The organism is Moritella viscosa (genome assembly GCF_900120065.1).
Taxonomy (GTDB): Bacteria; Pseudomonadota; Gammaproteobacteria; order Enterobacterales; family Moritellaceae; genus Moritella; species Moritella viscosa.
In genome coordinates this window covers 62,380-81,441 of record NZ_FPLG01000139.1, presented here as the reverse complement: position 1 = coordinate 81,441, position 19,062 = coordinate 62,380, and the positions used below count along the sequence as shown (strand labels likewise).

Genomic DNA, 19,062 nt, shown 5'->3' with positions numbered 1-19,062 from the left:
ACCGTACTCACCTCGAAATGATATTTGATAAAATTATAAGCGCAAACTACCTTTATAGTACGTTTAAGGTAAACAGATCACTCAAATAAATTCAGGGGATTACTAACCGTAAAAGGACATGTCCAGCGTAATTGAGTTTGGAGATCACAACCTAAAGAGACCCTATAGCATGGAAAACTTATATGTAATCCTGCCTATGTTACTCAAGATTGCCGTCGTTGTGGCGGTGCTTCTGCTGCTGCCCTTACCCCTCACCTGGTTAGAACGTAAAATAGCAGGTCATATCCAACAACGTCCGGGCCCCATGCGGGTTGGCTGGCACGGTTTGTTACAGCCCATAGCCGACGGCATCAAACTACTGACGAAAGAAGATCATATCCCCAGTGCCGCCGATCGTACCCTGTTCAAAATGGCCCCTGTTGTCGCATTAGTGCCGCCTTTTGTGGTGTTTGTCGCCATCCCACTAGGGGAACCGGTAACCATTTTTGGCACTGAATTAATGCTCAGCCTGTCAAATATGAATGTAGGGCTGCTGTTTATTCTCGCCGTTAGCGGCATCGGCATTTTTGGGACCATCCTCGCTGGCTGGGCCTCTAACAGTAAATATGCGGTGCTCGGCAGCCTCAGAGCAATAGCCCAGATGATTAGCTATGAAATCCCCATGGGATTCTCTGTTATTGGCGTGGTGATGCTGGCTAACTCGATGAATATGATGGACATAGTGACCGCCCAAAAAGACATGTGGAATGTGGTCTATCAACCCTTAGGTTTTTTTGTATTCTTTGTGGCTGGATTGGCCGAAGTCCAGCGGATTCCGTTCGATCTGCCAGAGGCTGAAGGCGATTTGGGTGCCGGTTACCATACCGAATATAGCGGCATACGTTTTTCCCTTTTCATGCTTAGCGAATATTTAGGCGTTGTGATCATAGGCTTCCTCAATGTGATGCTGTTTTTTGGCGGCTGGCATGGCGCGCCGCCCTTTATACCAGATACTGTTTGGCTGTTACTCAAAGTTGGTTTTTTCATCTGGGTGTTTATGTGGTTCCGCTTTACCTTTCCGCGTTACCGTTATGATCAGTTAATGGCGATTGGCTGGAAGGTGCTTTTACCTCTGTCGCTAGTCAATATTTTAATCAGCGGATTATTTATGTTTTAAGAATATCTAGTTACCCAGAAAACGAGATTAGCAATGAGGTATCGAAAGTACCAGGAGGCCAATATGGCCAGGACACAACAACAAAAGCAAAGCTGGATCGGATGGCTGTTCTTCAGCGATCTGTGGCGCGCACTGCGGCTGACATTACGTTATATGTTTTCCAGAGTTATTACACACAGATATCCTGACCATGAAAAATGGCGGCCTTACCATCGTCATCGTGGGCATCATTTCATGAAAACCAACGATGAAGGTGACGTGAACTGTGTCGGTTGTGAGCTTTGTGCAAAGATCTGTCCCTGTGACTGCATCACGGTGGTGCCCTATGAAGATGAAAAAGGTAACCGACGGCCAAAAGTGTTTGATATCGATTTGTCACGCTGTCTTTATTGTGGCTTATGTGAAGATGCCTGCCCGGCTGACGCGATAAAACTCGGTCAGGAATACGAGGTTGCGAGTACCACCACCGAGGCGTTAGTCGTGCAGCTTGGCGATCTAATCGCCGCGCCACACAAAGCTGAAGAAGGGGCCGGAACTGTCATCCCTGCATCACTGGATAAAGATGGTAAAGGAAAAACCATCCCTCAGGCTAACGTAAAAGGCTACGACTGGTGGCAATTACTCAAACGAGAAAAATAACAAAAAGGGATTAATCAATGGAGCAGCAATTTTTTATATTACTTGCCTTGGTTGCCATCGGCACTGGCTTGCTGGTTGTCGTCGCCAGAAACCCGATCCACAGTGCCTTATCTCTTGTCGCCTGTTTTGTGCAAATCGCAGCCCTGTTTATCCTACTGGGATCGCCATTTCTTGCGGTGATCCAGCTATTTGTTTATGTCGGTGCCATTATGGTGCTGTTTTTATTCGTCATCATGATGTTAGACGTACGTAAAGAGGCCCATGGTCGGTTTATCAATAACAGTCGCTTTATTCAAAAAGGGGCAATACCGGCCATAGTGGCGCTGTTAGCACTGGCAACTGAGCTCCTATTCCTACTCAGCCAAAGCAACCGTCTGCATGCGGTGATGGCGCAACAAAGCATCATTGGCGATGAACCGACCAAGCAACTAAGCTTAACCTTATTCAGGGATTTTCTGCTGCCCTTTGAAGTGGCTTCCGTCATCCTACTGGTCGCCTTGATCGGCGCGGTAGTCCTGGCCCAAAGTAACGGTCGTAACGAACACAAAAAAGGGGCAACCAAAGAGGCACCCAAATGATCCCCATCTCTTGGTATTTGATATTAGCCGCTATTTTATTTGTCATTGGCGCTGCAGGCGTATTACTACGGCGTAATGTGTTGATTGTGCTGATGTCTCTCGAACTCATGCTCAACAGTGTCAATATCAATCTGATCGCCTTCGGGTATGAAATGAACGATCCTCGCGGCCAGATCATGGCTATTTTTATTATTGCAATCACCGCAGCCGAAGTCGCCATTGCACTTGGCATACTGGTGGCTTTATTACGTAACAAACGCACATTAGAAGTGGACGACCTGACAATCATGAAAGGCTGAGACTGGAATTGATGACTCTTATCAACATGGAATTACTGAATTGGGAATTAATATTATCCATAAGGCCGGCTTTAGCAGTCACAGTCTCACTCATCGCTGCGGGCGTCATACTGTGCCTGCATAATCGCACCAACGCACGGGATGCGGTATCGGTTGTTGCTGCGGTGATAAAGTTCATCATCGTTATTTCAATGGCGCCATTAATACTGGCTGGTAATACTGTCGACCTGACCTTATTTGAAATCCTGCCAGGTGTTGATTTTGCGTTTCGGGTTGACGCGCTGGGCATGGTATTTGCCACAGTATCCAGCCTATTATGGATATTAGCCGCCATTTATTGTATCGGTTATATGCGCAGCCAGAATGAGAAAAATCAGACCCGATTCTATGCCTCTTTTGCCGTCTCGCTATCTGCAGCTGTGGGCGGCGCATTTGCCGCTAATCTGTTTACGCTGGTGATCTTTTACGAACTACTCAGCCTTATAACTTACCCATTGGTTTATCATAAAGAAAACCAGGCATCCTGGAATGGTAGCAAGCGATATATCGTCTATTTGGTGGGGGCCTCAAAATCCTTTTTACTTGCCGCACTGGCGCTTACTTATCAACTTACTGGCAGCTTTGATTTCTTACCCCAAGGCCTGTTTAAAAATGTCGTCGCCGCCGATGGCTTATTGATTATTATCTATTTCTGCTACCTGTTTGGATTTGCCAAATCAGCCATCATGCCGTTCCACGCCTGGCTGCCAGCGGCCATGGTCGCACCAACCCCTGTCAGCGCTTTGTTACACGCGGTCGCAGTGGTCAAAATGGGGGTATTCTGTCTGTTACGAGTCATTTTCCATGTGTTTGGTATCAACCTGATGAGTACCTTGGGTCTTGGCATCATCACCGCTTATCTGGTGTCTTTCACCATAGTTACCGCCTCTATTTACGCCCTGACCCGAGACGATTTGAAAGCAAGACTGGCCTACTCCACCGTCAGCCAACTCTCTTATATCATTCTCGGCGCAGCCATGCTGACACCAGTGGCTGCCATAGGAGGAATAATCCATATCGCCGCCCATGCCTTTTCAAAAATCACCCTGTTCTTCTGTGCTGGCTCTATTTATTGTGCCAGCCACCGCAAGAAGATCAGTGATCTTTCCGGCATAGGTAAAAGACTGCCTATCACCATGGCAACATTTTTCATCGGTTCCCTCGGTATGATTGGCATCCCGCCAACTGGTGGGTTTATCAGTAAATGGTATCTGGTAGTGGGTTCTGTCGATGCCGGACAGATGGCGCTGTTAATCGTACTGCTGGTTAGCGCTGTGCTTAATGCGGCTTATTTTCTGCCCGTCACTTATAAAGCCTTTTTTGAGCGGGAAGAAACATCCAAAGATCCGTCACTGGTGCTGGCCAATGATATCCATGAGATCCCTATGATCGCGGTGCCATTACTGATCACCGCGCTATTGTCTTTGCTACTGGGACTCTATCCGGACTATTTTTTAGGCCTAGCCAATATCTTAGTCGCAGACGCATTTGTCACAGGAGAATCGCTACCATGATGGCAAAACTGATCAACTTCTTTGGTGACAAAAAATACACCAGAACACGCTGGCGCCTGTTAGTCGTCACTTTAGTGGGCATCGTCATTGCCGATTTTCTGGTTGCAAGACCTCACGGTTATAACTTTTGGGATGCAATACCCGGCTGGGGAGCGCTGCTTGGGTTTATCGGCTGCGGCTTAATCGTATTAGTCAGCAAATTCATCGGCAAAAAAATCGGTGTCTCCAAGAAGGAAGACTATTATGACTGAATGGTTCTCCTTCTCCATGATGCCAGCCTTTCTACTACTCGTCGGCGGTCTGCTGCTGCCGTTATTTAAAGGCAATAGCCAAAAATATTACTCAACCATCATGCCACTACTGGTGATCTTTTCTCTGACCCAGATGGAAATGGGGAGCGTCGGCGAAATTGACTTTGCCGGTATCTCATTAGTCATGTTCAACGTTGACAAACTGAGTCTATTTTTTGGCTGGGTGTTTGCTATTGCGGCGCTGATCGGCAACATTTATAGCTTGCATATCAGTCATACAGGCCAAAGAGTGGCTGCGTTTCTTTATATGGGTAGTGCCTTTCTAGTACTCTTCGCAGGTGACTGGTTTACCCTGTTAGTCGGCTGGGAGATCATGGCATTTGCATCTGCTTACCTGATCTTTGCCACTCGAAAAAAACCTGCTGTGAAAGCAGGATTTCGTTATCTAATGGTACATGTCACCGGCGGGGTATTACTGTTTGCTGGTATTGTACTACATGGCCTTGAAACCGGGTCTTACTTGTTTGGGCCAATCGATGGCGCACAACAAGGGGGTATAGCATATACCTTAATTCTGATCGCCTTTATGATAAACGCCGCGGTTCCACCTTTAAATGCCTGGCTCACCGATGCTTATCCGGAGGCGACAGTGACAGGCGCGGTATTCTTAAGTGCCTTTACCACCAAAACCGCTGTTTATGTGATGATCCGCGCCTACCCCGGCGCAGAAATCCTGATCGGTTTTGGGGTTTTCATGGCGCTTTATGGGGTGATATTCGCGATGCTGGAAAATGATTGCCGTCGCCTGCTGAGCTATCATATTATCAGTCAAGTCGGTTACATGGTCGCAGGCATCGGTATCGGCACCGAAATGGCCCTGAACGGTAGTTCTTCCCATGCCTTCGCACATATTATCTATAAAGGTCTATTGTTTATGGGGGCTGGCGCTGTCATTCATATGACAGGCAAACGTAAGCTCACCGAACTCGGCGGCCTCTACCGAACGATGCCCTGGACGGTAGCGTTTTACATGGTTGGCGCATTTGCTATCGCAGGCTTTCCTTTCTTCAGTGGTTTCGTCAGTAAAAGTATGGTCATCGCCGCGGCCGCAGGGGATCATCATGCGACAGCCACGCTGTTACTTATGTTAGCTTCTTCCGGTACCTTCCTGTCGACAGGGCTTAAACTGCCTTATTATATGTTTTTTGGTAAGGATTCCGGCCTCAGCCCCAAAGATCCACCAATCAATATGTTAGTGGCCATGGGTATTGCCGCGTGCTTCTGCATTGGCATCGGACTCTTTCCTGCTCTGCTTTATAACATGCTGCCTTATGCTGTTGAGTTTGAACCCTATACAGGTGCACATATCACCGAAAGTCTCGGTATATTGATGTTCACCCTGTTGGCTTTTGTACTGTTACTTAAATACCTCAATCCCAAGAATACCATCAGCATCGATACCGACTGGTTTTATCGGCGCGGGGCAGCTGTCTTTATGTGGCTGGCCAATAAACCTGTTGCACTGTGGGAACAAAGAGTCATTACGCTAGGTGATGGCGTTATCCTCAATACCCTGCATCGATTGTCCAAGCATAGCCTGACCATCGATACTCATGTTGTCGATGGCGCGGTTAACGGCGTGGCGAAAACAGCAATGAAAAGCGGTAACTTGTTGCGCCGCCTGCAAACTGGCATTATTTCCCATTATGCCCTTGCGATGGCGATTGGCCTGTTTTTAGTGATCGCCGTTTATATGCTGATTGGGGATGAGGCCTTATGACAGACTCCTTGATGACCAGTTTATTCATAGAAAATGTCCCGATATTAAGCATATTGATATTTTTGCCTGCAATAGGCGCATTATGCGTGCCCTTCCTATCAGGCAAAAACGCAGTGCGCTGGTTTACGTTGACCATATTGTTTGTCGATTTCCTCATTGCCACTTGGTTGCTGGTCATTTTTGATAATAGCACCGCCCAAATGCAATTTGTGGAGAGTAAACCTTGGGTACCCTCTCTGGGCATAACCTATAAATTAGGTATTGATGGAGTCAGTGTTTTATTTCTATTCTTAACATCCCTGCTCGGCTGGATCTGTGTGTTGGCGTCCTGGAACGCCATTGATAAACGCCTCAAAGAATTTATGATCTGTCTGCTGGCAATTCAGAGCCTGATGCTTGGGGTTTTCTGCGCGTTAGATCTGCTGTTATTTTATGTATTTTGGGAAGCGATGTTAGTCCCCATGTATCTGATGATAGGTATCTGGGGTGGCGAAGATCGCATCTATGCCGCGTTTAAATTTTTCCTTTATACCCTTGCTGGCAGTCTGATTTTTCTGGTCGGGATATTGGTGCTGTATTTCGAAGGTGGGCGCACCTTCGATATCTTGGTATTAATGGATGTGTCATATGACTTTGAGCTGCAGCGCTGGGTCTTTATCGCGTTTCTGATCGCATTTGCGGTCAAGGTGCCTATGGTTCCCTTCCATACCTGGCTACCGGATGCCCACGTACAAGCCCCCACCGCGGGCAGTATTATTCTGGCTGGGGTACTGCTAAAAATGGGCGCATACGGTTTCATTCGTTTTTCGTTGCCAATGTTACCCGATGCTGCCCATTATTTTGCCCCGCTAATACAAGGGTTATCGGCCGTCGCAATTGTCTATGGGGGCTTCCTCGCATTAGCGCAGCAGGACATCAAAAAACTGATCGCGTATTCTAGTATCAGCCACATGGGATTTATCACTTTGGGGCTTTTTACGTTCACGACCAATGGCACAACCGGAGCCGTGATCCAAATGTTTAACCATGGCATTACCACGGGTGCCTTGTTCCTGTTTATTGGCCTAGTGTATGAGCGCACCCATTCACGGGATATTCCGGCTTATGGCGGTTTACTCAAGGCCATCCCCTTTTACGGCATATTTTTTGCGATATTCTTACTCTCTTCCATGGCAGTGCCCGGCACTAACGGATTTATTGGTGAAATACTGGTGCTGTCAGGGACTTTTGGCGTCAATAACGGGGCCGCGACTGCTGGTGTGTTAGGCGCTTTGCTCGGCGCAGCTTACCTGTTAGGCATTTATCGTCAGATGCTATTGGGACCAGTCCGTATTCCAGGTGCTGCCAAGATGTGGGATCTTAATGTGCGAGAGATTTGCTGTGCACTGCCGCTCCTGCTCTTTGTGTTCTGGCTTGGATTTTATCCTAAACCCTTCCTCAGCATTCTACAGCCGACCCTAAAGCATCTGCTTGAGCAAACAGTAGGAGCAGGCTTATGAGCGACATCGCAGAAAAACAAGCAGCTGCTGACTTAGCTACTGTAGATCTAACGGCTATCAGCCAATCAGTATTGGCGAGTGGGCCAGAAATTATCATCATTATCGCTGCCTGTGTGGCGTTGATATTATCGCTGGTGCCACACCCTCGCCAGAATCAACTGCTGGCAAGTGTTTCGGTATTCATGATTTTACTTGCCGCCTGTATGAGCTATGCCCTATCCGACTTTCCGCAAACAGCTTATGCCGGTATGTTCGTCGTTGATGGATTTTCCACTTTTTTCAAAGTTATCCTTTATCTTGGCACCACGTTAACTGTGCTTATGTCAGGTAACTATCGACCCAATAACGGACTAATCAAGGACGGTGTGTTCCAGGGTGAATATTATGCCTTACTGCTGTTTGCACTTTTGGGTACGATGATCATGGTATCCAGCACCGATCTCCTGCTCATCTATATCGGTCTGGAACTACAGGCGCTCTCGATTTATGTGTTAACGGGGTTTCTCAAGACGGACCTAAGATCCAATGAAGCGTCTTTAAAATACATCATTCTTGGTGCTTTCTCGTCCGGTATTATCCTTTACGGCATGTCTTTATTTTATGGTCTGACCGGCACTACTAACCTCAACGATATGGCTGTAGCGCTGTCTACCTTGGACTTGTCCGACCCTATGTTGATCCTCGCGACCTTGTTTATGCTGGTTGGTCTGTTATTTAAAGTCGGTGCAGTCCCCTTCCACATGTGGGTACCAGACATTTATGAAGGTGCACCGTCACCGATCACCGCTTATATGTCGGTGGCCTCCAAAGCGGCCGCATTTGCCATTATCATGCGCATTTTCATGCAGGATCTTTCGGTGCTACAGCCCATTTGGATTTTAAACATTACGGGGATTGCCGTACTGACGATGACGCTGGGCAGCTTTGTGGCACTAGCACAAAAAAACATCAAACGCATGCTGGCTTATTCCAGTATTTCTCACGCTGGTTTTTTGATGCTGGGCCTAGTGGCTGGTGGCAGAGACGGGATGGCAAGTATCATGCTTTATCTGCTGATTTATACGTTTATGACAATCGGTATTTTTGCCGTCATCATTCAATTAAATAAAGGGGTGACCCTCGGTGAGCCAATCGAAGACTTTTCGGGTCTGGCAAAAATGCATCCAGGACTGGCATTTATGAGTCTGATTTTTTTATTTTCTCTGGCTGGAATTCCGCCTACCGGTGGTTTTTTTGCCAAGTTTTATGTGCTAACAGCACTTGTAGATAAAGGCCATGTGATATTGGCTGTGATAGCAGTACTGTTGAGCGCCGTCGCGGCCTGGTTTTACATTCGTATCATCATGTTAATGTATGTACAGCCACCAGCACAGCATGCAGAGATACAGCTTAGCCGTCCCATACAGGCTGTTTTGTTAATCGCCACAATCGGCACCTTACTGACCGGGGTGTTACCCGCCTGGTTCCTTGGTTTTGTAGCCGATTCAATCCCCCTTGGTCTTGGATAAAACCCCAAAACAAGACTACAGTTAAAAAGAGCGTTGTTGTAGGAGAGCGGAGTAAATGCCTATTGATTTTTTACCGGTGTTTTTGATGGTTGCGGTTGTCGTTACACTGGCCGCATTTATCCTGACCGTCTCCCGCCTGCTCAGGCCAGAAAATCCCTATCCAGAAAAGAATCGGCCCTATGAATGCGGTATAGACCATGTAGGGGAAGCGTCAGCTGGATTATTTAAAGTGCAGTATTTTGTGATTGCCATTCTGTTTGTCGTATTTGATGTAGAAACCATGTTTCTGTTCCCTTGGGCGATGGTGCTGGCAGACCTCGGCTTGTTTGGTTACATCGAAATGTTTATTTTTATCATGATGCTGTTGGTTGGATTTATCTACGCTTGGATAAAAGGAGCCTTAGAATGGGAAGTTTGACAGAACGATACAAAGATAATGTACTTTTTACCACTTCCGATAGCATTATCAATTGGAGCCGAAAATCATCCCTGTGGCCGGAAACCTTTGGCATTGCCTGCTGCGCCATAGAAATGATCGCGGCCGGCTGTGCCAGATATGACCTTGACCGTTTTGGTGTCGTTTTCCGCTCCTCTCCCCGCCAGTCTGACGTGATGATCATCGCTGGAACGGTGACCAAAAAAATGGCACCAATTATCAGGCGTCTTTATGATCAGATGCCAGAGCCAAGGTATGTGATTGCCATGGGTACCTGCGCCATCTCAGGTGGTGTTTACAATACCTATTCTGTGGTGCAAGGTTCAGACCTTTTTGTCCCGGTTGATATTCATGTGGCCGGGTGTCCGCCTCGCCCCGATGCACTCTTACATGCCATGGTGCTACTACAAGAACAGATCACCGGTAGCCGTCAGTCTAACCAAGCTCAAGAACAAGGCTCGCCACCGCCAAACTTTGTGAAAGAGAATGTATGATCATGCCGAGCCAGTTTCCACTTAACAAGCTCATCGATAATTTCAACGGCCGCATCAGCATAGATCCAAACGTCATCGATATGCCCTGTGTCATCGTCAGCCCGCAAAACCTAGTGGAACTGTGTTTATTTCTGCGCGACGACGACGCATTCAAATTTAATTTTATGGCTGATATTGGCGGTATTGATTTTTATCCAAATACCCCACGCTATCAACTTGTCTATCACCTTTATTCAATTTCACTGGGATGGCGAGTACGCATAAAATGTCCGCTAGAGGCTCCACCCAAAGTACCCACCATCACCCACCTCTGGACCACTGCTAACTGGCATGAACGGGAAGCCTATGACATGTTTGGTATCGTCTTCGAAGGTCACCCAGACTTGCGCCGGATCTATATGTGGCAAGACTTTGAAGGGTGGCCCATGCGTCGTGATTTTCCGCTGCGCGGTTACAAAGATAAATATAATCCATTTGGTGAAGAGAGACCGACCACCACACAGGGGCCCGTCGGAGATATTCTATGACTGATGTCAATATCATCCACGAAAGCAAACAAGAACATGGCTTAAGCCGCGAAGTATTGATGAACCTTGGGCCACAGCATCCCAGTACCCACGGGGTATTACGTCTGTTACTACAGATGGACGGTGAAATTGTAAAACGCATTGAACCACACATTGGCCTATTACACAGAGGTACCGAAAAACTGTGTGAAAGTTTCACTTATACCCAGATCTTTCCGCTCACCGATCGGTTGGACTATCTTTGCCAACCGTCCAATAATCTGGGCTATGCGCTGGCGGTAGAATCCTTACTTGATATCAAAGCGCCGGAACGGGCGCAATATATCCGGGTATTAATGGCAGAACTGTCTCGGATCTCTGGGCATTTACTGATCACTGGCGCGCTACCGATGGACGTTGGCGCAATAACAACCTTGCTCTATACCATGCGTGACCGAGAAATGATCATGGACCTGATGGAGATGATCAGCGGCGCACGTATGCACACCTCCTTCTGCCGAGTTGGTGGTGTAAGAGAAGACCTGCCTGATGGCTGTGCCGAACGTATTATTGAATTTTGTGACATCTTCGAAAACAGCATTTCTGATTATGAAAATCTGGTGGGAAACAACCGCGTATTTCTTGCTCGGGTAGAAAATGTCGGCAATATCACAGGGGAAGATGCTATCGCCCTCGGCCTTAGTGGCCCCTGCTTGCGGGCTTCCGGTGTGGACTGGGATCTCCGCCGAGATGCCCCTTACGAGATTTACGACAGGCTCGATTTTAACGTTATCGTACGCACCGATGGCGACTGTTATGACCGCTGGAAATGCCGAGTCGACGAAATGCACGAAAGCCTAAAAATGATCCGCCAATGTGTTGCACAAATGCAGCCAGGTCCATTTTTAATCGATGACCCTAAGATCGCCTTTCCAGTCAATAAAGACTTGCTTGCCTATTCTATGGAATCCCATATCCATCATTTTAAACTGGCTGCCGAAGGTTTCAAAGTACCCAAAGGCGAGGTTTATACCGCCATCGAAGCACCGAAAGGAGAGCTTGGCTTTTACATCATTAGCGATGGCACTGAAAAACCATTTAGAGTCAAAATCAGAGCGCCCTCTTTTGTCAACCTACAGGCGCTGACCGACCGCACTACTAATCTGAAATATCTGGCCGATGTGATCGCCATGATAGGTTCACTCGACCCGGTGATGAAGGAGGTGGACAAATGACCGCAGAATATTCCAAACAAACTATCATCGCCGATCTTACCGCCCCTATCGCAGACATTGTAAAACGCTATCCGACCCTGCGCAGCGCGATCATGCCAGCGCTTTATCTGGCTCAGGAGAAATATGGTTTTATCGACGAAACAGCCTATCTGGCAATCTCAGAAATCCTAGACGTACCAGAGATCTGGGTGTTTGAACTGGCCAGTTTCTATACCCTATATAAAAATGAAAACATCGGTAAATGTCACCTGCAGATCTGTACCAACGTCCCCTGCATGTTACGTGGCGCGTATGACATGCTCAAACACCTACAAACCCGACTCGGCATTAGCCAAGGAGATACCAGCAAAGACGGTCTTTTTACCCTGAGTACAGTGGAATGTATCGGCTCTTGTGATGTCGCACCCGCCATGATGGTTAATGAAACCTATCACACCAAACTATCCAAACAGAGCATAGACCAATTACTCGATCAATTAACACAGGCAGAAACCGAATCCTTAGCAACAGATATATTGTCGTTAACGCAGAATACGTCTTCCGCAAATAATGAGCCCTTAGCAAATGGACAGCCGTTAGCGAATAAACAGCTTTCAGAAAATACAGAGTCGTTGACCAAGAGTGAGCCAACAGCAGGGCCAGAGTCATGAGCGAATTAGTATTGTTAAAACATATCACTCATCCAGACTCTACTGATATCGAATTTTATGAAAAAAACGGTGGTTATCAGGGATTAAAACAAGTCCTGAGTGACAATTCCCCCGGTCAGGTGATCGAAACAATCAAAACATCCAGCCTGCGCGGTCGTGGTGGTGCCGGTTTTCCCACAGGCTTGAAATGGAGTTTTGTGCCCAAGGATGATGGCAAGATCCATTACCTGTGTTGCAATGCCGATGAAGGGGAACCTGGCACATTTAAAGACCGACTGCTGATGGAACGAGACCCACACCGGGTAATTGAAGGTATGATTATTGCGGCTTACGCGATTCAATCTCAGGTAGCTTATATCTATATTCGTGGTGAATATGGTTTATCAATTGAAAAGATATCACAAGCGATCAAAGCCGCTTACGCCAGAGGTTACCTTGGCAAAAATATCTTTGGTTCTCGTTTTTGTCTCGATATCTATATCCACAAAGGTGCTGGTGCTTATATCTGCGGTGAAGAAACGGCACTGCTGGAATCAATTGAAGGCAAGCGTGGACAACCCAAATTAAAACCGCCTTTCCCCGCAGTATCAGGTCTTTATGGCTGTCCAACCGTGGTCAATAACGTCGAAACCTTGGCCTGTGTCGCACATATTTTTGCCCGTGGCGTTGACTGGTTTACCGCCATCGGGCCTGAAGATGCACCTGGGCCACGTCTATTTGGTCTTAGCGGCCGCTTACAGAATCCAGGAATCTACGAGTTACCAATGGGACTTTCGCTTCGTGAGTTGGTTTTTGACTATGGTGGAGGCCCTTTGACCGGACAACTTAAAGCGGTGATACCAGGTGGATTATCAGCACCAATGATCCCTTTAGCAGGACTTGATGTGAAGATGAACTTTGCCGATTTGGCGGCTGCCGACAGCATGATGGGCTCAGCTGCAGTAATCGCACTGGATGAGACCACCTCGATTCCAGTCATTGGCAGACGGATAGCCGAATTTTTCTCTCATGAAAGCTGCGGTAAATGTACACCTTGCCGAGAAGGTCTGCACTGGGCCAGTAAGATTCTTAACCGCATCGAGTCTGGACAAGGTCGCCCAGGAGATCTAGAGCAATTACAAGTATTATGCGGCGGTATATTTAACAATAGCTTCTGCGCGCTGGGTGTCGGTGCATCATGGGCAATAGGAGCCACCCTGAAACATTTTAGCCATGAGTACGACGCCCTTATCACCCAACAAACCATCCCTGTGCGCGACAGGACACGCTTATGATCAAGTTCAAAATCAATGGTCAGGAGATTGAAGTAGAAGAAGGCACCACGATTCTTAACGCGGCACGCGCCAGCACTGTTGAAATCCCAACATTCTGTTATCAAGATAGGCTGTCCATCTTAGCCAGTTGCCGCATGTGTCTGATAGAAATCGAAGGCAGACCAAAACTAGAACCCGCTTGCGCCACCGTCGTATCTGAAGGCATGGCAGTACTCACCCATTCGCAAAAAGTGGTTACCAGCCGCGAAGATATGTTGGAGATCCTGCTGGCTAATCACCCACTCGATTGCCCGGTCTGTGACAAAAGTGGCGAATGTGAACTGCAGGATACGGTGTTTGAATATGGCAAAGGAGATTCAAGGCTTGCAGATCCAAAACGCGTATTTAGAATCGACGATATTGAACTGAATAATGTCATCACCTTTAATGCCAATCGCTGTATCCAGTGTCAACGTTGTGTCCGGGTTTGTGAAGAAGTGGTCGGTGATGTGGCACTCGGCACTATGGAGCGCGGGTTAGATTCAGAGATTACCGGTGTCGGTAACAGTTTGAAAGATTGCAGTCATTGCGGCAACTGCATCGAGGTCTGTCCGGTGGGGGCGCTGATGAGTACGCCATACCGTTATAAAGCTCGCCCTTGGGATCTTGAGAAAGTTGAAACCACCTGTGGCATGTGTGGTACTGGCTGTAGTATGACCATAGAAACCCGCGAAGGTAAGCTGGCGCGGGTCAAAAGCCAATACGAAACGGGTATCAACGGTGAACTGCTGTGTGCGAAAGGCCGCTTTGGGTTTGATTTTATCGACGGAGGTGAACGTATCACCCAACCTATGCTGCGTAAAAATGATGTCATGACACCAGTGAGTTGGTCCGAAGCGTTAGATTTCATCATCAACAAAACTCTGAATATTCTCAGTAATAACGGTCATATTAAAGGTCTGATCTCACCACGCCAAACCAATGAAACCGCTTTTATGTTTCAAAAACTAATGCGGAAGGTTTTTCAGTCGTCTGACATCCATGCTAGTTGTCGATTCTCAGGCCTGAATCAGCAACCTGAAACCAATGATATTCTGAACAACCTGCTTACCCAGACCTATAGTCGCCAACCACTGGCTGAAATCCTAAAAAGCGACTGTGTGTTTATATTAGGCGGTAACATCTGTGATGAAAATCCAGTCTCGAGTTACCTCGTCCGACAATACAAGCGGGACAATCATAATCACTTATTATTAGCCAGTTCTAGGCCCTGTGCTTTGGATTATATTGCCACTGAAAAATTACGCCTGCTGCCTGGCAATGAGGCTACATTATTGGCGGCTCTGACTTCAGACCTAGCTGTATCAGATGACAGGGAAATGGCTGATTTTGTTAGCGTAGGTAAAATTATTCTGGAACAGGCTAATTCAATCACCCTGTTAATCGGCACCGAGTTTATGCGGGGGAAGCAGACCAAAGGCTGTTTATTATGGATAGAAAAAACCACACAGCGTCTGCAACAACAGGGCAAAGCGGTATTTGTGCAATTCTTGTTTGACCGACCTAACCAGCTTGGTCTATGGCACATGGGCTGCCAGCCAGACTTGCATAACGATCAGTCCGGCTTACAAAAGTATCATCCAGACAATGTGCCAGATATGTTTTATGTGGTCGGAACTGACCCACTCGCTAACTGCTCTGCAGACGACCCATTGGAAAAAACGGCCTTAAATACCCCCTGCCTCATTGTACAAACTGCCTTTATGAACGCCAGCGCACAGCAGGCGACGGTTATTTTACCCGCGCCTTCATACGGGGAAGATAATGGCACTTATACCAACAATGAAGCAAGGGTACAAAAAGTCAGAGCAATCCGACCACCAGCAGCAGATATATTACCAAGTGCAACTGTTTTTGCTCAGATAGCCAACTCATTGGGGGTGGATATTGGCTCAAGTAAAGTTAAGCAGATATTCAGTCAAATTAAACAGGAAATAGACGGTTATCAAGCGCTTAAAGAGGACTTTATTTTTGGCCCCGAGCTCAATGACTATGGTTTAACAGCTACGCCTCCAACAATTAAGGCATCAGCAGTTACAACGCCCGTGGTTAAGGCTCTAGCAGATACAGCGCCGACGGTCGATTACCTTGATCTAGAAAATTACACGCTAATCACTGGCGACAGTCTGTTTCGCTCTGGCAAACTCACCGCCCAATCAAAAAACCTGTCAGGCCTCGGTCATAACACGTATGTAGAAATGAACCCCGGCGCAGATTATGACGAACAGCAGGATTATCAGGTGACCATTACCCGAGGCAACGTCTCTCTCACTGCGCCATTAAAAATAAACCGCGCGTTCCCTGACAAGCTGCTGTTTATACCAGAAGAACAGTTATGCTCCCCAGCGAATAAAATCATCACTACGGCGGAGTATCCTTGTGTAGTGGAGGTAGAGATTAAAGTTTCGAACGAGGCTAATGAGGACTGATAAATTTGCACAGGGAATAAACAGGCATAGTGACTTTTTGTCAGAAGGATTATTCGATACCCATCTGCTGCGCTATTTTGTACACTGTCCCCCTCTTTTCGTTCATGAGCCAAATATGAGTATACCGACAAACGTTTTACAGGCGGTCGCCAACGCGATGATGGCGACGCGAGTTGTCAGTGCCCAGCTAATCCAACCTTTATGGGGCGGATACGGCGAGCTTTTTCGTGCCACGTTAGACGGTAGTCAACATACCACGGTGATAGTCAAGCACATCAAATTACCCCAACCTAAAGTTCATCCACGCGGTTGGAATACGCCCATATCTCATCAACGAAAATTAAAATCATATCAAGTGGAGCTGCACTGGTATCAGCACTATGCCAATAAATGCCTAGCGCAATGCCCTGTACCTAAGTGTCTGTATGTTGAAGAAAAGAATGATGAAATCCTACTGATAATGGAGGACTTGGCTACGTTGGGGTTTGAGCAGACATTCACCAGTTTTGAGCCTAAGCCAGCTTCTCACGAATCAACTGTAGACAATCCACATAACAGTCATCAACATGTCAGCCAGCAACAGATAAAAGCCTGTTTATCTTGGCTTTCTTATTTTCATGCCCAACACCTCACGATTGAACCGACAGGTTTATGGGATTGCGGCAGTTATTGGCACCTAGCCACCCGCCCCGACGAGTTAGCCGCATTAACTGATATCACCTTGCAGCAAGCGGCTGAAAAAATAGATCAAACATTACAACAATGCCAGTTTCAAACCTTGATCCACGGAGACGCTAAGTTAGCTAATTTCTGTTTCACCACCACAGGTGATCGGGTTGCTGGCGTTGATTTCCAATATGTCGGCAAAGGTTGCGGCATGAAAGACGTGATCTTATTACTGAGTAGTTGTTTACCCTATCAATACTGTGAGCAAGATGTACCAGATCTACTGGATTATTACTTTGGACAGTTAAAGCAAGCGTTGTCAGAATGTCAGCCACACGTAGACCCACAAACAGTAGAAAATGAATGGCGACCGCTTTATTGTGTTGCTTGGGCTGATTTTCAACGTTTTATGAAAGGTTGGAGTCCGACTCACTGGAAGATAAATAGCTATACAGAAGCAGTGACGCAACAGGCATTGTTACAGTTAAAAACAGTGCAATTAAACTCAGCTGAACAAGGTGAATCAAAACAATGACACTCACGGTTTATCAGCTGGAACAGCTATTACAACTCGCCACAGAGGCAGTATTAAAAGCAGGTGCGTTTATCAATAGCGTTGATAGAAGTTCGCTGCAGGTATACCGTAAACAGGCTGGTTCGAGTTTAAGCGCGCAGGTGGTCACGCAAGTTGATCTGGACAGCCAAGCCATCATATTGGAGATTCTACAACCTACTATCGAACAATATGATATAGCTCTGTTGACCGAAGAAAATGCCTGCGAAGAAGATGTAGCAACCCACGCTCGTTTTAACAAAGACTATTTCTGGTGCATCGATCCACTCGATGGCACCCTGCCCTTCATTGAAGGTGGAGATGGCTTTGCCGTATCTATCGCGTTGGTCGATATTGCAGGTAATCCGATCATTGGCGTCGTTTATAACCCAAACACAGCTGATATCTATCAAGCCATAAATGCCGGGCCACTCATGTCAAAAGTATTGAAGAATGGATCACCTTGGCAGTCTGAACTGTCTGAACGGCTTAAGAAGTACAACCATACATTAAGTTTGTATATCGACCGCAGCTTCCAGCAAGACCCACGTTATCCGGCTGTCATTCAGCAATTAACGGTTTTTTCTGAGCAACAAGGTTTAGCACTACAGGTGATCAAAACTAACGGTGCAGTGATGAATGCGATTGGCGTACTTGAAAATGCCCCCGCTTGTTACTTGAAATTACCCAAAGCACAACTCGGTGGCGGTAGCTTATGGGATTTCAGTGCTACAGCAGCAATTACCCAAGCACTGTCTGCTCAGTATTTAGCGTCATCTTCGCCAATGTTCTGCGAAGTAAGTGACTCTCAAGGTGCACCTTTAGCTCTTAATCGCAGCGACTCTAATTACATGAACCATAAAGGGGTGTTGTATACCAGTGGGTTGCGGCATCATATTTTTTTTATGTACCAATGACGATTACTCTCATACATTACAATATGTTAAGCGTATGAAATAAGTGTGAACTTGCAGCTTGAGTAGGTCTAAGTAATTGTAATATAAGTTATCCATTGTTATTGTCTCTAATCACTTTAGATACTTAGGAGATTACAATGAAAGGCGCTGGTGGTAATTCAGGTGGTATTGGGCATTTCTTTATTGGTTTGATTATGATGTGTGGTGGTTTCTATTTGCTACTTAATGCAATTACAGTCACATCAAGTTTTGGACTCAGTTCTCGTATATATAGCGTCAATGCTTTAGGCGCCAATTTTGGTATTACTGGTGGAACCGTAATGCTGCCATTTATATTTGGTATTGGACTTATTTTTTATAACTCCAGAAATATCTTAGGCTGGTTATTATCCATTGGTTCTATCACGGCGCTAATCTTTGGTGTTATATCTTCTGTTCGTTTTAGCCTACGCACAATGACATCGTACGACCTCATTGTTATTTTAGTTTTAGCGATAGGTGGCTTAGGGCTTTTCCTACGTTCTTTAAAAGCGATTGATGCCAAATACAGTTAACTGTTTTCTATCGATTATTCACTAAGTCCAACTCGTTTCAACTTAC

The 19,062-nt window shown here is 46.6% G+C and carries 19 protein-coding genes; all 19 read left to right on the top strand.

Annotation, left to right across the window (positions count from 1 at the left end; all coding sequences use genetic code 11):
- Window positions 1-169 precede the first annotated feature (169 nt).
- Entirely contained in the window at window positions 170-1,156 is a 987-nt protein-coding gene (gene nuoH / locus BT797_RS21065; protein WP_075473400.1) for an NADH-quinone oxidoreductase subunit NuoH, read from the top strand.
- Between the two features lie 63 nt (window positions 1,157-1,219).
- Complete coding sequence (locus BT797_RS21060) at window positions 1,220-1,795, top strand: 4Fe-4S dicluster domain-containing protein (RefSeq protein ID WP_075473399.1); 576 nt, start codon at window positions 1,220-1,222, stop codon at window positions 1,793-1,795.
- Between the two features lie 17 nt (window positions 1,796-1,812).
- On the top strand, window positions 1,813-2,373 hold the full coding sequence (locus BT797_RS21055; RefSeq protein WP_075473398.1) for an NADH-quinone oxidoreductase subunit J family protein: 561 nt from the start codon (window positions 1,813-1,815) through the stop codon (window positions 2,371-2,373).
- Window positions 2,370-2,672 (top strand): NADH-quinone oxidoreductase subunit NuoK, encoded by a 303-nt coding sequence (gene nuoK, locus BT797_RS21050; protein ID WP_075473397.1) that lies wholly within the window; start codon window positions 2,370-2,372, stop codon window positions 2,670-2,672. The genes BT797_RS21055 and nuoK overlap by 4 nt, the downstream gene beginning before the upstream one ends.
- A gap of 11 nt (window positions 2,673-2,683) precedes the next feature.
- Entirely contained in the window at window positions 2,684-4,225 is a 1,542-nt protein-coding gene (locus tag BT797_RS21045; protein WP_244534271.1) for a monovalent cation/H+ antiporter subunit D family protein, read from the top strand.
- Window positions 4,222-4,476 carry a hypothetical protein gene (locus BT797_RS21040; RefSeq protein WP_075473395.1) on the top strand — a complete coding sequence of 85 codons (255 nt, stop codon included), beginning with the start codon at window positions 4,222-4,224 and terminating at the stop codon, window positions 4,474-4,476. Before BT797_RS21045 ends, BT797_RS21040 begins: the two co-directional genes overlap by 4 nt.
- Complete coding sequence (locus BT797_RS21035; RefSeq protein ID WP_075473394.1) at window positions 4,469-6,256, top strand: Na(+)/H(+) antiporter subunit D; 1,788 nt, start codon at window positions 4,469-4,471, stop codon at window positions 6,254-6,256. Before BT797_RS21040 ends, BT797_RS21035 begins: the two co-directional genes overlap by 8 nt.
- The gene (locus BT797_RS21030; protein ID WP_082293761.1) at window positions 6,253-7,755 is read left to right on the top strand and encodes an NADH-quinone oxidoreductase subunit M; all 1,503 of its coding nucleotides are present in this window, start codon (window positions 6,253-6,255) and stop codon (window positions 7,753-7,755) included. The genes BT797_RS21035 and BT797_RS21030 overlap by 4 nt, the downstream gene beginning before the upstream one ends.
- Window positions 7,752-9,263 carry an NADH-quinone oxidoreductase subunit N gene (locus BT797_RS21025; protein ID WP_075473393.1) on the top strand — a complete coding sequence of 504 codons (1,512 nt, stop codon included), beginning with the start codon at window positions 7,752-7,754 and terminating at the stop codon, window positions 9,261-9,263. The genes BT797_RS21030 and BT797_RS21025 overlap by 4 nt, the downstream gene beginning before the upstream one ends.
- A 55-nt stretch (window positions 9,264-9,318) precedes the next feature.
- Window positions 9,319-9,681 (top strand): NADH-quinone oxidoreductase subunit A, encoded by a 363-nt coding sequence (locus BT797_RS21020; RefSeq protein WP_075473392.1) that lies wholly within the window; start codon window positions 9,319-9,321, stop codon window positions 9,679-9,681.
- The gene (locus BT797_RS21015; protein WP_075473391.1) at window positions 9,669-10,193 is read left to right on the top strand and encodes a NuoB/complex I 20 kDa subunit family protein; all 525 of its coding nucleotides are present in this window, start codon (window positions 9,669-9,671) and stop codon (window positions 10,191-10,193) included. Before BT797_RS21020 ends, BT797_RS21015 begins: the two co-directional genes overlap by 13 nt.
- Window positions 10,190-10,720: an NADH-quinone oxidoreductase subunit C gene (locus BT797_RS21010; RefSeq protein ID WP_139291724.1), complete on the top strand. Its 531-nt coding sequence runs from the start codon at window positions 10,190-10,192 to the stop codon at window positions 10,718-10,720. The genes BT797_RS21015 and BT797_RS21010 overlap by 4 nt, the downstream gene beginning before the upstream one ends.
- Window positions 10,717-11,934: an NADH dehydrogenase (quinone) subunit D gene (nuoD, locus tag BT797_RS21005; RefSeq protein ID WP_075473390.1), complete on the top strand. Its 1,218-nt coding sequence runs from the start codon at window positions 10,717-10,719 to the stop codon at window positions 11,932-11,934. The genes BT797_RS21010 and nuoD overlap by 4 nt, the downstream gene beginning before the upstream one ends.
- Window positions 11,931-12,584, top strand: a complete 654-nt coding sequence (locus BT797_RS21000; protein ID WP_075473389.1) for an NADH-quinone oxidoreductase subunit NuoE family protein — start codon at window positions 11,931-11,933, stop codon at window positions 12,582-12,584. The genes nuoD and BT797_RS21000 overlap by 4 nt, the downstream gene beginning before the upstream one ends.
- The gene (gene nuoF, locus BT797_RS20995; RefSeq protein ID WP_075473388.1) at window positions 12,581-13,858 is read left to right on the top strand and encodes an NADH-quinone oxidoreductase subunit NuoF; all 1,278 of its coding nucleotides are present in this window, start codon (window positions 12,581-12,583) and stop codon (window positions 13,856-13,858) included. Before BT797_RS21000 ends, nuoF begins: the two co-directional genes overlap by 4 nt.
- A complete protein-coding gene (gene nuoG / locus BT797_RS20990) occupies window positions 13,855-16,326 on the top strand; it encodes an NADH-quinone oxidoreductase subunit NuoG (RefSeq protein ID WP_075473387.1) in 2,472 nt (823 codons plus the stop codon). Before nuoF ends, nuoG begins: the two co-directional genes overlap by 4 nt.
- Window positions 16,327-16,441: 115 nt before the next feature.
- Window positions 16,442-17,527, top strand: a complete 1,086-nt coding sequence (locus BT797_RS20985) for a phosphotransferase (protein WP_075473386.1) — start codon at window positions 16,442-16,444, stop codon at window positions 17,525-17,527.
- Window positions 17,524-18,462, top strand: a complete 939-nt coding sequence (locus tag BT797_RS20980) for a 3'(2'),5'-bisphosphate nucleotidase CysQ family protein (protein WP_075473385.1) — start codon at window positions 17,524-17,526, stop codon at window positions 18,460-18,462. The genes BT797_RS20985 and BT797_RS20980 overlap by 4 nt, the downstream gene beginning before the upstream one ends.
- 137 nt (window positions 18,463-18,599) lie before the next feature.
- Window positions 18,600-19,016, top strand: a complete 417-nt coding sequence (locus tag BT797_RS20975; protein ID WP_075473384.1) for a hypothetical protein — start codon at window positions 18,600-18,602, stop codon at window positions 19,014-19,016.
- The last annotated feature ends 46 nt before the right edge of the window (window positions 19,017-19,062 follow it).